This window comes from Chromobacterium sphagni, assembly GCF_001855555.1.
Taxonomy (GTDB): Bacteria; Pseudomonadota; Gammaproteobacteria; order Burkholderiales; family Chromobacteriaceae; genus Chromobacterium; species Chromobacterium sphagni.
In genome coordinates, this window is sequence record NZ_MKCT01000059.1 from 19525 (window position 1) to 32671 (window position 13147).

Annotated in this window: 15 protein-coding genes and 5 tRNA genes; 13 read left to right on the top strand and 7 right to left on the bottom strand. The window is 66.8% G+C overall.

Features of this window, described 5'->3' with window-relative positions; all coding sequences use genetic code 11:
• The first annotated feature begins 65 nt into the window (after positions 1 to 65).
• Positions 66 to 824: a HesA/MoeB/ThiF family protein gene (locus BI344_RS17945; RefSeq protein WP_071114208.1), complete on the top strand. Its 759-nt coding sequence runs from the start codon at positions 66 to 68 to the stop codon at positions 822 to 824.
• A 104-nt stretch (positions 825 to 928) separates the two neighbouring features.
• Here BI344_RS17945 and BI344_RS17950 read toward each other — a convergent pair whose 3' ends face one another.
• The 5 genes from BI344_RS17950 to BI344_RS17970 form a co-directional block, all read right to left on the bottom strand.
• Positions 929 to 1414, bottom strand: coding sequence for a TlpA family protein disulfide reductase (locus BI344_RS17950; protein ID WP_071114209.1), 486 nt, complete (start codon positions 1412 to 1414; stop codon positions 929 to 931).
• A 27-nt stretch (positions 1415 to 1441) separates the two neighbouring features.
• Positions 1442 to 1855 (bottom strand): acyl-CoA thioesterase, encoded by a 414-nt coding sequence (locus BI344_RS17955; RefSeq protein ID WP_071114210.1) that lies wholly within the window; start codon positions 1853 to 1855, stop codon positions 1442 to 1444.
• 28 nt (positions 1856 to 1883) lie between these two features.
• On the bottom strand, positions 1884 to 2261 hold the full coding sequence (locus BI344_RS17960) for a VacJ (RefSeq protein ID WP_071114211.1): 378 nt from the start codon (positions 2259 to 2261) through the stop codon (positions 1884 to 1886).
• Positions 2262 to 2274: 13 nt separating this feature from the next.
• The gene (locus BI344_RS17965; protein WP_071114212.1) at positions 2275 to 3114 is read right to left on the bottom strand and encodes an energy transducer TonB; all 840 of its coding nucleotides are present in this window, start codon (positions 3112 to 3114) and stop codon (positions 2275 to 2277) included.
• A gap of 96 nt (positions 3115 to 3210) precedes the next feature.
• Positions 3211 to 3675, bottom strand: coding sequence for a Dps family protein (locus BI344_RS17970; RefSeq protein WP_071114213.1), 465 nt, complete (start codon positions 3673 to 3675; stop codon positions 3211 to 3213).
• Positions 3676 to 3752: 77 nt separating this feature from the next.
• Between BI344_RS17970 and BI344_RS17975 the strand changes: the two genes are divergently transcribed.
• The gene (locus BI344_RS17975) at positions 3753 to 4049 is read left to right on the top strand and encodes a DUF167 domain-containing protein (protein WP_071114214.1); all 297 of its coding nucleotides are present in this window, start codon (positions 3753 to 3755) and stop codon (positions 4047 to 4049) included.
• Here the strand turns inward: BI344_RS17975 and BI344_RS17980 are convergent.
• Complete coding sequence (locus tag BI344_RS17980; RefSeq protein WP_071114215.1) at positions 4043 to 4492, bottom strand: FxsA family protein; 450 nt, start codon at positions 4490 to 4492, stop codon at positions 4043 to 4045. The genes BI344_RS17975 and BI344_RS17980 overlap by 7 nt on opposite strands.
• 1 nt (position 4493) lies before the next feature.
• On the opposite strand from BI344_RS17980, the gene cutA reads away from it, so the two are divergent.
• The 11 genes from cutA (at position 4494) to BI344_RS24450 (ending at position 11945) form a co-directional block, all read left to right on the top strand.
• A complete protein-coding gene (gene cutA / locus BI344_RS17985) occupies positions 4494 to 4841 on the top strand; it encodes a divalent-cation tolerance protein CutA (RefSeq protein WP_338032376.1) in 348 nt (115 codons plus the stop codon).
• Between the two features lie 125 nt (positions 4842 to 4966).
• Positions 4967 to 5042 (top strand) — tRNA-Lys (locus tag BI344_RS17990).
• A 31-nt stretch (positions 5043 to 5073) separates the two neighbouring features.
• A tRNA-Lys gene (locus tag BI344_RS17995) sits at positions 5074 to 5149 on the top strand.
• Between the two features lie 25 nt (positions 5150 to 5174).
• Positions 5175 to 5250: transfer RNA gene (locus BI344_RS18000), tRNA-Lys, on the top strand.
• A gap of 36 nt (positions 5251 to 5286) precedes the next feature.
• Positions 5287 to 5362, top strand: a tRNA-Lys gene (locus BI344_RS18005).
• Positions 5363 to 5398: 36 nt separating this feature from the next.
• Positions 5399 to 5474 (top strand) — tRNA-Lys (locus BI344_RS18010).
• Between the two features lie 133 nt (positions 5475 to 5607).
• Positions 5608 to 6102, top strand: coding sequence for a sigma-70 family RNA polymerase sigma factor (locus tag BI344_RS18015; protein ID WP_071114223.1), 495 nt, complete (start codon positions 5608 to 5610; stop codon positions 6100 to 6102).
• Positions 6099 to 7082 carry a FecR family protein gene (locus BI344_RS18020; protein ID WP_071114216.1) on the top strand — a complete coding sequence of 328 codons (984 nt, stop codon included), beginning with the start codon at positions 6099 to 6101 and terminating at the stop codon, positions 7080 to 7082. Before BI344_RS18015 ends, BI344_RS18020 begins: the two co-directional genes overlap by 4 nt.
• A 109-nt stretch (positions 7083 to 7191) precedes the next feature.
• On the top strand, positions 7192 to 10122 hold the full coding sequence (locus tag BI344_RS18025) for a TonB-dependent receptor (protein ID WP_071114217.1): 2931 nt from the start codon (positions 7192 to 7194) through the stop codon (positions 10120 to 10122).
• Positions 10123 to 10260: 138 nt separating this feature from the next.
• Positions 10261 to 10842 carry a biliverdin-producing heme oxygenase gene (locus tag BI344_RS18030; RefSeq protein WP_071114218.1) on the top strand — a complete coding sequence of 194 codons (582 nt, stop codon included), beginning with the start codon at positions 10261 to 10263 and terminating at the stop codon, positions 10840 to 10842.
• On the top strand, positions 10839 to 11945 hold the full coding sequence (locus BI344_RS24450; protein ID WP_071114219.1) for a TonB family protein: 1107 nt from the start codon (positions 10839 to 10841) through the stop codon (positions 11943 to 11945). The genes BI344_RS18030 and BI344_RS24450 overlap by 4 nt, the downstream gene beginning before the upstream one ends.
• A gap of 1 nt (position 11946) precedes the next feature.
• On the opposite strand, the gene kdpA is transcribed toward BI344_RS24450, so the two are convergent.
• Positions 11947 to 13147, bottom strand: a 1201-nt coding sequence (gene kdpA / locus BI344_RS18040; RefSeq protein WP_139167073.1) for a potassium-transporting ATPase subunit KdpA, incomplete at its 5' end; no start/stop codon positions are given.

Genomic DNA, 13147 nt, shown 5'->3' on the forward strand with positions numbered 1-13147 from the left:
TTATCGACGCCAGCCCTTCGCGGCTGGCGTTTTGCTTTTGCGGGATTCAAGGATTGAGGTTGGCGATGGAAGAACTCGACGATCGGGCGCTGCTGCGTTACAGCCGGCACATCCTGCTGCCGGAAATCGACATAGCAGGCCAGCGCCGGCTGCTGGCGGCGCGCGCGCTGATCATAGGCGCCGGCGGCCTGGGGTCGCCGGTGGCGCTGTATCTGGCCAGCGCCGGCGTCGGCAGCCTCACCATCGTAGACGACGATACGGTGGAGTTGTCCAATCTGCAGCGCCAGATCGCCCACGACAGCGCCAGCCTGGGGCAGGGCAAGGCCGAATCGGCGGCGCGGCGCATGCTGGCGCTCAATCCCGCCATCGCCGTGCGGCCGCTGGCGGAACGGCTGGCCGGCGAGCGGCTGCTGGCGGAAGTGGCGGCGCACGACCTGGTGCTGGACTGCTCCGACAACTTCGCCACCCGCCACGCCGTCAACCGCGCCTGCGTGGCCGCGCGGGTGCCGCTGGTGTCGGGCGCGGCGGTGCGTTTCTCCGGCCAGCTGGCGGTGTTCGACAGCCACGATGCCGCCTCTCCGTGCTACCACTGCCTGTTTCCCGAAGAGGGCGATGCCGGCGATGGCCCGTGCGCCACCTTCGGCGTGCTGTCGCCCCTGGTGGGCGTGATCGGCAGCCTGCAGGCGGTGGAGGCGGTCAAGCTCTTGGCCGGCGTCGCGCCGCGTTTGGGGCGGCTGACGCTGTACGACGGCCTGAACGGCGATTTCCGCCAGATCCGCGTGCCGCGCGATCCGGGGTGTCCGGTGTGCGGGAGCGCGGCATAGGCTGAAGTGCGGAACGTCCGGCCAGCCGGAGCGTCCCGCCGAACATCTGTCAATCGGGCCGGAGGGGATGGCGGAACGCTGCGAGGCGTTTCCGCCCTACAGGTTTACAGATGGGACTCGATCAGTTGCCGCACTTCGGCGAAGTTCATCACTCCGACGTAGCGCTTGATGATGTTGCCCTGCTTGTCGATCAGGAAGGTGGTGGGCGCCAGCTGGATGTCGCCGAAGGCCTTGGCCACCTCGCCCTGGGTATCCAGCGCGACGAAGAAGGGCAGCTGGTTGTGGGCGACGTAGCTTTGCACGTAGTTGGGCGGATCGTAGCTCATCGCCACCGCCACCACGTTCAGCCCCTTGCCGGCGTATTGCTGGTGCAGCTTCTTGATTTCCGGCATTTCCTCTACGCAGCCGGGGCAGCTGGTGGCCCAGAAGTTCACCAGCACCACCTTGCCCTTCAGCGCCGCCGTGCTGGTGGTGGCGCCGGCGAGCGAGGTCAGCTGCACCTGCGGCGCCGGATTGCGGCCGAACAGCAGCGAATAGGCGATGCCGGCCACCGCCAGCAATGCCACCGCGATCAGCAAACCTTTCTTCATCTCGTTTTCCCGAATGTGATGCGGCGATTAGGCCGACTGGGCCTGTATCAGTTCCAGCGCTTCCTTCAGCTTGCCTTCCAGCACCACGGCCTTGCCCGCGCGGGAGTCGAACACCACGAAGGTGACGTCGGCTTGCGCCACCAGGGTGTCGGTGCCGTCCAGCAGCACGCGCTGGTGGATCACCGCGCTGCGGTTGCCTATCGACTTGACGGCGGTTTCGATGACCAGCATCTCGCCCATGGTGGCCGGACGCGTGTAGTCGATGTTGATGTTGACCACGGCCAGTCCTAGCCCGCTCTGCAGGAATTGCGCCAGCGTGCCGCTGTCCTCGAAGCTGTTCCAGCGCGCCTCCTCCAGAAATTCCAGATAGCGGGCGTTGTTGACGTGGCCGAACAGGTCCAGGTGGTAGCCGCGGACCTTGATCCGGGTTTGATGCGCCATGTGTTTCCCCTTTGCTTGTTGCGCTGCGTTATTCGGTGTGGCCGTCCAGGTCCAGCGGGACGAAGGCTTCGCGTTCCAGCGGCTCGGCCACCAGGTCGGTCAGCACGCCGTGGATTTCCAGCTTGAACCATTGCTGGAACAGGTTGGGGCTGAGGTTCTGCGGCCACAGGCTGTCGTCCTCGCACCAGTCGGCCAGCTCGGCTTCGAACAGCTGGCGGTATTGCTGCAGCACGAAGCCGCGCGCGCTGTCGTAGTCGTCGGCCGGCGGGATCAGCAGCGCGTTGCAGTTGGCGGACAACTGCTGCAGGTCGATGTCATGGTCCAGGCTGCCTGGCAGGCTTTTCAGCCAGGCGAGGAAAGGCGCTTGCGGGCGGAGCAGCGCGATGCTGCGGTTGACTTCAAACATAATGCGTCCTTGTTCAGTGGCTGGACAACAGGTTGTCGCGGGTGAAAACGAATTTCTGGCTGATGCGCAGCGTCGGGAAGCGGCCGGCCAGCGAAGACGGGAAGGGCGGGAACGGCGCCGCCAGCTCGACGATGCGCTGGGCCGCCTCGTCCAGGACGGTGCTGCCGGAGCGCCGCAGCACACGCTGCGACTGCAGGCTGCCGTCGGCGTTGATGGTCACTTCCAGCGTGACCGCGCCGTGCAGCCCCTGGCGGCGGGCTTCGGCAGGGTAGTTGAAATTGCCGATGCGCTCCACTTTCAGCCGCCAATCGGACTGGTAGCGCGCCCACGGGTAGCTGCGGGCGGCCTCGCCCATGTCGGCGCCGGCCTGGCCGCTTTCCAGATCGTTGTCGGCGGCGGCGTTGTCGCCGCTGCGGGCCAGCTCTCCCACCTGTGCCAGCAGCGAGCCGGTGTTCAGTTGAGTGGCGGGCGGGCTGGGCGGGAGCTTGGCCGGGCTGGGTTTCGGGCTGAGAATCGGGGTCGGCGACGCGGCCGGCTGTTGCGGCGGTGGAGTGGGTGCGGCGGCATGCACCGGCGGAGCGCTCCGGCTGATCAGTTGCCGCGGCGCGGCGGTATTGCCGGCGCCCTGATGGTTGTCTTCGGCCAGCCGGGCGGTGTCGGGCGCCGCCGGGGCGGGCTGCTGCAGGCGTATGCTGATCTGCGGCGCGCTTTCTTGCGCAATGGACGGCGGGCTGGGCGGCAGGCCCGCCAGGCTGAGCAGCAGCAGATGGGCCAGCAGCGACACGCCGACCATCAGCCATAGCCGATGGCTGAGGGCTGCGGATGGGCGGGAGCGGTAAAGGTGATCGGCCATGGCGTATTCCAGACTTTGCCGGATTTTAGCACGTCGGCAACGACAAACGCCGCGCGCGGCGCGGCGTTGTCGATTTGGTACAGGCGCGGGGCGGGATTACTTTTCCAGCAAGCTGCGCAGCATCCATGCGGTTTTCTCGTGCACCTGCAGGCGCTGGGTCAGCAGGTCGGCGGTGGGCTCGTCGCCGGCTTTTTCCACCACGGCGAAGATGCTGCGCGCGGTGCGACAGAGGGTTTCGTGGCCGTCCACCAACTGGCGGATCATGTCGTCGGCCTTGGGCACGCCGCTGGCTTCCGGAATCGAGGTCAGGCGCGCGTAGTCGGCGTAGCTGCCCGGCGCGTAGTGTCCCAGCGCGCGGATGCGCTCGGCCACCAGGTCCACCGCCAGCGCCATTTCGTTGTATTGCGCCTCGAACATCAGGTGCAGGGTGTTGAACATCGGGCCGGTGACGTTCCAGTGGAAGTTGTGGGTTTTCAGATACAGGGTGTAGCTGTCGGCCAAGAGGCGGGATAAACCGTGGGCGATGTCTTGCCGGTCCTGTTCGTTGATGCCGATATCCATGACTATGCTCCTGTGAGGCGGCGCTGCTGCCGGGCCGCATTTTGGACTACACTTTCCGCTTTTGATGGAAAGTGGCGATGAAACCCTGGTTGCGATGCCATGATGGCCGGGTGCGCCTGACGCTGCATGTGCAGCCCGGCGCCAAAAAGACCGAGCCGGCCGGCGAGCATGGCGATTGCCTGAAGATCAGATTGGCCGCGCCGCCGGTGGATGGCAAGGCCAATGCCGCGCTGCTGGCCTGGCTGGCCGGGCGCTTCGGTGTGGCCAAGCGCGATGTGGCGCTGCTGTCCGGCGACAAGAACCGGCACAAGGTGGTGGAGGTCCGGAGCGCTCTGGACGCCGCCGCCGTGCTGGGCCTGTTCGGCATTCATTGAAGATGGCGGCCTTGCGGCGGCTTGTCATCCACCCGGCTGTATTCGCCCTCGATCACGTCGCCGGCGCCTGGAGGCGGGTTGGCTGCGGAGGGGCCAGGGCGCGGGCCGGTCTGCATCTTGATGCCGGGTCCCTTGATGGGCAGCAGCAGCAATACGGCCAGCGCGTCGCTGAGCAGGCCGGGCAGCAGGAACAGCACGCCGGCCAGCGCGTAGCGCAGCGGCCACAGCAGCGAGTACAGCGAAACGTTTTCGTCCTGGCGCATCACGCTGCCCAGCGTCAGCAGCGCGCCCAGTTTCTGGTTGCGCAGCATCCACAGGCCCAGCATGGACGACAGCAGCACCAGCAGGAACACCGCCAGGCCGCCGATATGGTCGGCCAGCGCCACCAGGACGGCGATTTCGGCGAACGGGTAGATCAGCAATAACAGCAGGAGCGCGCGCATCTTGAATACTATTCCATCTATCGATTGTTTACTGGTTGTCTGCAATGTACCCGATCAGCAGCTGGCCGGACAGATCGCGGCGACGCTGGTGGCGGAGCAACTGGCCGCCTGCGTCAATATTCTGCCGCCTTGCCGCTCGGTATACCGCTGGCAGGGCGCGGTGGAGCAGGCCGAGGAGACGCCGCTGCTGATCAAGACCCGCCGCGATGCCTATCCGCGGCTGGAAAGCCGGCTGGCGCAGCTGCATCCGTACGAGGTGCCGGAAATCATCGCTTTGCCGCTGGAGCGCGGATTGCCCTCCTACCTGACATGGGTATCCTCCTGCGTGCTTTCAAGTGGCGGCGGCTGACGCGCAAGTTATTGCGACTGTCCGGGGGCGGATTTCGTTCCTGGCGGACCGTCATGCGCGGGAAATATTTTTCACGGAATGACTTGACGCTACTGAAGGGTTTCATTATAGTTGCGGACTCTCGTGGGTCGTTAGCTCAGCTGGTAGAGCAGCGGACTTTTAATCCGTTGGTCGCAGGTTCGAATCCCGCACGACCCACCACGAGAAGCTTGTAGTGTTGCATGTCCCGGACGGGTCGTTAGCTCAGTTGGTAGAGCAGCGGACTCTTAATCCGTAGGTCGAGTGTTCGAGCCACTCACGACCCACCATCCAGACATGTGCCGTACGTTGTGCGGGTCGTTAGCTCAGCTGGTAGAGCAGCGGACTTTTAATCCGTTGGTCGCAGGTTCGAATCCCGCACGACCCACCAATCAAGCTCATTTCTGTTGTCAATGCAGTTCAGGATGGGTCGTTAGCTCAGTTGGTAGAGCAGCGGACTCTTAATCCGTAGGTCGAGTGTTCGAGCCACTCACGACCCACCACCATCCCTGCATCTCCCCGACACCGCATTCCCCCATGGGTCGTTAGCTCAGCTGGTAGAGCAGCGGACTTTTAATCCGTTGGTCGCAGGTTCGAATCCCGCACGACCCACCAAGAATTCAGGCTCCAGGCCCGGTCATGCGACCGGGCCTTTTGCTTTTCCCGCCGCCATTAATTAATGATAACGATAATTGTTATCATTTTGATAAGCCTGTATCCTGCCGCCTTTTGTCAACAGGCGGCCCAGGTGTTCGACGGTTATTATCGCGAATTGCTCAACTTCCTCGTCCGCGCCACCGGCTCGAAAAGCCGCGCCGAGGATGTGGCGCAGGACGTCTACCTCAAGGTGCTGAGCCATCGCGCTTCCCCCTCCGCCGCCACGCGCGCGGTGGAGTCTCCGCGTGCGCTGCTGTACGCCGCCGCGCGCAATCTGCTGATAGACCAGCACCGCCGCGACAGCCTGCGCCGGCATCAGGACATTGCCGATCTGGAGCTGGCCGCGCCCAGCCAGTGGGAGCCGGAGCGGCGGCTGGCCGACCGCCAGCAGGCGGCGCTGCTGCTGCAGGCGATCGAGACGCTGCCGCCGCGCTGCCGCCAGGCTTTCGTGTTGTTCAAGCTGGAGGGCTTGAGCCAGGCCGACATCGCCGTGCAGATGGGGATTTCACGGAATATGGTGGAAAAACACATTATCAACGGCATGCTGGCGTGCCGGCGCGCGCTGGACGAGGAGGAAGGGCGATGATGGAACGCGGGCAGGCGGCCAACCAGGAGCTGCCGGAGGCGCAGGCGGCGCGCTGGCGCTTGCGCGAGCAACAGGGCTTGAGCCAGAAGGAAAAGCGGCAGCTGGCGGACTGGCTGGATGCGTCCGCCGAGCATCGCCGCGCCTACGCAGCGTTGCACCGGGTGGATACGCTGTTGGATGGCTTGAGCGCCGCCGAGCGGCTGCGGCTGTCGGCGATGGCGCGTCCGCCGCGCCGGCAGCCTTGGCTGGCCGCCTGCGCGGTGTTGCTGCTGACCTGTGGCCTGCTGTGGCAGTGGCGCGCCGCCCAGCCGCAATGGCGGATGACGCTGGCCACCGCGCCCGGCCAGCAATTGAGCCGGACTCTGGACGACGGCAGCCGCTTGCAGCTGGATGCCGACAGCCGGATCGAGCTGAGCTATTTCGCCGGCCGGCGCGAAGCGCGGCTGCTGCAGGGGCAGGCGATGTTCGACGTGAGGCCGGATGCCGCCCGGCCATTCCGGGTGGCGGCCGACAAGGTGCGGGTGACGGTACTGGGCACCCGCTTCGCCGTGCGCAATCTGTACGGCGAAGTGGCGGTGGCGGTGGCGCATGGCAAGGTGAGGGTGGCGCGCTACGAGGATGCCGACGCGGCGGCGGGTTCTGCGGACGATTCCCGGCAGCGCTTGCTGCTGGTGGACGGACAGCAGGCGCGCTTGCGCCAGGGCCTGCTGCAACCGCCGCAGGCTGTGGCGCCGCAGGCGGTGGCGTCCTGGCGAGCAGGCCGGCTGGATTTTGTCGACCAGCCATTGGCGGATGTGCTGCGCGAGTTCGAACGTTATGGCCCCGCCGGCCTGGCATTGGCCGATGCCCGCCTGGGCGGCCTGCGTCTGAGCGGCAGCTTCGCCAGCCGCGATCCGGCGGCATTCGCCCGCATTCTGCCGCAGGTGTTGCCGGTGCGGGTGCGGCCGGGGCCGGGCGGGAGGCTGATCGACGCGCGCTGATGGTTTGATTGCAGATTATTTTTGCTGGCGGATGTCAGGATGCGGAAGGCTGCCGCGTCTTCATGAATGCAAATAATTATTAATTACATTCGTGATGAGGTACCGCCACATGTTGTTTTCCCGTCCGGGAGCCGCCGCCGGCTCGCTGATGCTGGGCCTGGCCTGCGTTCCGCCGGCCCTGGCGCAAAGCCAGATCTTCGCTTTCCAGATCGCCCCGCAGCCGCTTGCCGGCGCGCTGAATGAGCTGGCGCGGCAGTCCGGCATGAATCTGCTGTTCGACGCCGGTTTGGCGCAGGGCCGCGACAGTCCGGCGCTGCAGGGGCGCTATACCGTGCGCGACGCGCTGCGCCGGCTGCTGGCAGGCAGTGATCTGGCGGCCAGAGTGGAGAATGGCGGCATCGTGGTGGCGCCGGCGCCCGCGGCCGGCTCCGCGGCGGTGAAGATAGGCACGCTTCAGGTGCAGGGCGCCGGCAGCGCGCCGGGCACGCTGTCCGACGACGAGATGGAACTGGCCGACCGGCCCTATCTCAAGCCCGGCTCGTCGGCGGTGATCGCCAGGGAGCAGATAGAGCGCTTTCGCGGCACCTCCCCGGCCGACATGTTCAAGGGCGTGGCCGGCGTGCAGGTAGGGGAGAGCCGCAACAGCGGTTCGGTGGATGTCAACGTCCGCGGCCTGCAGGGGCAGGGGCGGGTGCCGGTGGTGGTGGACGGCGGCCAGCAGTCCGTCACGGTCTATCGCGGCTACGGCGGCGTCGCCGACCGCAACTACATCGATCCGGACTTGATCGGTCGCGTCACCATCGACAAGGGCCCCAGCCTGTCGGCGCAAGGCGCCGGCGCCATCGGCGGCCTGGTGCAGATGGAAACGCTGGGTCCGGAGGATGTGCTGAAGCCGGGCGAGAGGCTGGGGTTGAGGCTGCGCGGCGGTCTGCAGAGCAATACCGCCCAGCTGCCGGGCGACGCGCATGCCAGGCCGCGCCAGCACAGTCCGGCGCTGGACGCGCGCGCAGGCTCCGGCAGCATCGCCGCGGCGCTGCGCGAGGATACGTACGAGCTGGTGGGCGCCTATGCCTACCGCGACCTGGGCAATTTCTTCGCCGGCAAGCGCGGCTTCAACGGCTATGCGGTGAAGAACGACTGGATGTCGTCTGGCAGCCAGCAGGATGTCGGCGTTACCCGCATCTTCAAGGCCGGGGAGGAGGTGTTCAACACCGCCAACCGCAGCGAGTCCATCCTGCTAAAAGGCACGCTGCGGCCGGACGCCGAGCGCGCGCTGGAGCTGGGCTTCCGCCGCTATGACAGCCGCTACGGCGAAATCATGACTTCGCAGATCATCCGCAACGAAGGCGACTCGGTGCCGCAATGGCCGCGCAGCCAGGTGCGGGTGGACGCCTACAGCGCCCGCTTCAAATGGCAGCCGGCCGACAATCCGCTGATCAATCTGAAGGCCAATCTGTGGCATACCGATATGGACAGCCGCAGCTACAGCGGCGATGTGTTCCGCAATCCCACCCAGGGCAAGCCGCGCCCGGGCTGGGGCGACTGCGACGCCTGCATCGATTTTTCCTACCTCGCGCCGGTGCAGGCGCAGCGCAGCGGCGCCGATCTCAGCAACACTTCGCGTTTCGGCACCGGCATCGGCGCCTTCAGGCTGGATTACGGCCTGACCCTGCAGCATGAGCGCCTGGCGCCGGGCAAGGGCTTCATCCGCAGCGAAGACGACATCAATAACAACCTCAACCTGCGCGACGGCAGCCGCGACGAGCAGAGCGCCTTCCTGGCGCTGAACTGGGCGCCGACCAGCCGGCTGAGCTTCGATGTCGGTGGCCGCTATATCCGCTTCGCCACCCAGGACAACAATGTCGAAGTCAAGCGGCGGGAAACCTACCGCGCCACGATGAAAACCGCGCAGGTGTACCGCGACGAATCGCCGTACGACTACCTGGGCGAGGTGGAGTGGCGGCCGGACGCCGCCGGCAATTACACCGACGCCACCAATCCGTTCAAGCAGCCCGGCGGCGTGTATCTGGACGCCAGCGGCCAGCCGCAGCCGCTGAGCGCGGTCAAGGCGAACGCGGACGAGGCGAATTGGTACGAACAGCAGGAACTGGCATCGCGCCAGTATCTGCGCGGCGAGGCCTACCGGCGCAAGGACCACGGCTTCGCGCCGATGCTGGGCGTCAATTTCAAGCTGAGCGACAGCGCCACCGCCTACCTGCGCTACGTCGAAGGCCTGCGCATGCCCAGCCTGATGGAGTCGACGCTGGGCTCGTCCACTCCCTTCCTGGGAGAGCTGAAGCCGGAACGCAGCCAGAACTGGGAGCTGGGCGTCAGCGTGCTCAAGGATGGCCTGCTGAGCAGCGACGACCAGTTCCGCTTCAAGATCGCCTACTTTGACAACACCACCCGCGACTACATCACCCGCCGGCCGATTCCCGGCAAGGAAGCGTGGCAGCAGAACTTCAGCATGGTGAACATGGACCGCTACCAGCTGTCCGGCATCGAGCTGCAAACCGCTTATGACGGCGGCGCGGCGTTCGGCGACCTGTCCGCCACCTACAACCGCAAGACGCAGATCTGCGACCGCGCCTCGGCGGAGTATTTCCGCGGCATCACCTGGTTCGGCGACGCGCATCCGATGGCCAGCACGCCGGAGTGCACGCCCAGCGGCTTTTCCACCAGCTATGTGCGCAACCATATCCCGCCGCGCCTCAACCTCAACCTTACCTTGGGCGGCCGCGCCTTCAACCGCAAGCTGAGCTTCGGCACCCGCCTGGTCTACAACAGCGAGCCGGTGGCCAAGCAGGGAGCCAGCGTCGGCGACACGCCGTGGGAGAGCTGGAACGGCACCGCCAACCAGGTGCTGACCCGCGCCTACACGTTGGTGGACCTGTTTGCCAGCTATCAGCTGTCTAAAGACGCCAGCGTCGATTTCGCCATCGACAACCTGACCAACCGCTATTACCTGGACCCGCTGGCGCTGAGCCTGATGCCGGGGCCGGGACGGACCATGCGGCTGAGTCTGGGCATGAAGTTCTGAATCCGGCGCGGATTCCCGCTTTTAACAACAAATAAAAATGGTTATCATTACTATTTGTGCGCGCGGCGCTTAGCACGCCGCCACGCATCTCTTCCCGCTCCGCCGCAGGCGGAACGGGATTCAACAGGAAGCACCGCAATGACCATTGTAATCGACGCCACCCGCACCCAGGATCTGAAAGCCCGCACTCACGCCACCCACGACCAGCTGGACCAGCGCATCATGGCCAACCAGCCTTTCGCCAACCGCGACAACTACAGCCGCTTCCTCGACGCGCAGTACCGCTTCCTGCGCGACGCCGACGCGCTGTACGACAATCCCGAACTGGCCGCGCTGTTCCCCGATCTGGCCGAGCGCCGCCGCTACCACAGCATCGCCGCCGACCTGGCCGATCTGGGCCGGCCGCTGCCGCAACTGCAGGCCGCGCCGATCAGCGAGACCCTGGACGTCGCTACCGCGATGGGCTGGCTGTACGTGGTGGAAGGCTCCAAGCTGGGCGCGGCCATCCTGTACAAGCTGGCCGGCAAGCTGGGGCTGGACGAAAGCTGCGGCGCCCGCCACCTGGCAGGCCACCCGGACGGCCGCGCCCGCCACTGGCGCGCCTTCACCGCCGCGCTGGACGGCCTGCAGCTGGACGCTGAGGCGGAAGCGCGCGTCACCGCCGGCGCGGTGGCGGCCTTCGCCTGCATGAACGCCCATCTGGACCAGGTGTACGCTTGAGCCCGCGGCCGCATCCGGCGGTGCGCTGGCTTTACCTGCTGGGCGGTTGCGCGATGGTGGGCCTGGGCGTGATCGGCGCGCTGCTGCCGGTGATGCCTACCACCATCTTCCTGATCCTGGCGCTGGCCTGTTTCAGCAAGTCTTCGCCCAGGCTGGAGCAGCGGCTGCTGGACCACCCGCGCTTCGGCCCCGGCTTGCGCCGCTGGCGCGAGCAACGCATCGTGCCGGTGCGCGCCAAATGCTTCGCCGCGCTGGGCATGGCCGTGGGCTTCATCGCGCTGCTGCTGGCGCGGCCACCGCATTGGGTGCCGTGGCTGGTGGCGGTGATCGAGCTGTCGGTGTTGCTGTACCTGCTGGGCCGGCCGTCGCGGCTGCCGGGAGAGCCGGCGCTCCGTTTGCCCTGTCCCGCCTGCTGGAAATCGCTGGCGCTGTTGCTGGTCGCGGCGGCGCATCTATGGCTGCTGTTCGGCGGCTGGCCTCTGGCCGCGGCGCGGCCGCCGCTTCAGGAGTCGGCCAGGCCCGCCATGCAATGGCTGGCCTCCACCGGCAAGGCGCTGCCGCAGCAGAAGAAACTGGCGCCGCGGGAAACCGCAGCCGCGGCGGCCCGCCATGCGGCCGCGGCGGCCGACGCGCCCAGGCTGTTGAGCCGCCCCCGGGCGGAGACGGCGATGGCCAGCGTCGACCACCGTTTGGCGGCGCCGGCTCCGCAGCCGCAGCAGCAGGCAGCCAAACCGCAAACCCAGCCGCAGCAGGCATCGCTTGCCGCCGCGCCGTCGGCCGCCACCCAGGCGGCGCCGCAGCAGCAAGCCAGCCAGGGGCGCAGCAGCTGGGAAGGCAAGGTGCTGGCCCGGCTGGAGCGTTTCCGCCGCTATCCCGCGGCTGCCCGGCTGAGGGGCGACGAGGGCGTGGCCTACCTGTCGCTCCGCGTCAGCCGCGGCGGCCAGCTGCTGGCGGCGCGCATCGGCCAGGGCAGCGGACACGCGGCGCTGGACCAGGCGGCGCTGGACACCGTCTACCGCGCGGCGCCCTTGCCGCGCATTCCCGACGATCTGCCGGACGAAGTGGAGCTGAGCGTGCCGGTGGAGTACTTCATCAGCGGCTGATTCAGCGCCGGGCGGCGATGCTCGCCTGTTCCGCCACCGGCCCCAGCGCCAGCGCCGGCAAATAGGTCAGCGCGGTGGCCAGGAGGATGGTGGCGATCAGCAGCAGCGCGAACGTCGGCCCATGGCTGGGCAGGGTACCCGCTCCGGGCGCGCGCCGCGGCTTGCCCGCCAGCGAGCCGGCCAGCGCCAGCACCGGCACGATCACGCCGTAGCGGCCAAACCACATCGCGATGGCCAGCATGATGTTGTAGAACGGGGTGTTGGCCGACAGGCCGGCGAAGGCGCTGCCGTTGTTGTTGGCGGCCGAAGTATAGGCATACAGCACTTCGCTCAGGCCGTGGGCGCCAGGGTTGCCCAGGCCGGCCAGGCCGGCGGCGGTGCTGACGCTGAGCGCCGACTGCAGCAGGATCAAGAGCGGCACCAGGAGCAGCACGATGGCCATCATCTTGGTCTCGAACGCCTCTATCTTCTTGCCCAGGTACTCGGGCGCCCGCCCTATCATCAGTCCGACGATGAACACCGCCAGGATCGCGTGGATGACGATGCTGTACAGGCCGGCGCCGGGGCCGCCGAACACCACTTCGCCGGTCTGCATCAGCACCATCGGCACCATGCCGCCTATCGGCATGAAGGAGTCATGCATGGAGTTGACCGCGCCGTCGCCGGAACTGGTGGTGACCACGGCGTACAGCGCCGAGCCGGCGGCGCCGAAGCGCACTTCCTTGCCCTCCATATTGCCGCCGGTCTGGTGTCGATTGTATTGCTGGCTAACCTGGGAGGGCGGCAGCAGCGGATTGCCGGCCTGCTCGCTTTGCATGCACACCGCGGCGCCCAGCGCCAGCATCAGGCTCATCGCCGCGACGATGGTCCAGCCCTGGCGGGTGTCCCCCACCATCAGGCCGAAGGCGTAGCACAGGCCGGCTGGCAGGATCAGCAAAGTCAGCAATTGCAGGAAGTTGGTCAGCGGGGTGGGATTTTCATAGGGGTGGGCGGAGTTGGCGTTGAAGAAGCCGCCGCCGTCGCCGCTCATGATCTTGATCGGCTCCTGCGAAGCCACCGGTCCCAGCGCCAGGTACTGCTGGCGGGTGCTCAACTGCTGCGTCAGCGGCTGGCCGCGGGCATCTTTCAGCGCATTGCCGTTCTTGTCCTGCAGCGGCACGCTGTAATGGGTGATGTCCAGCATCCGCGCCGATTGTCCCGCG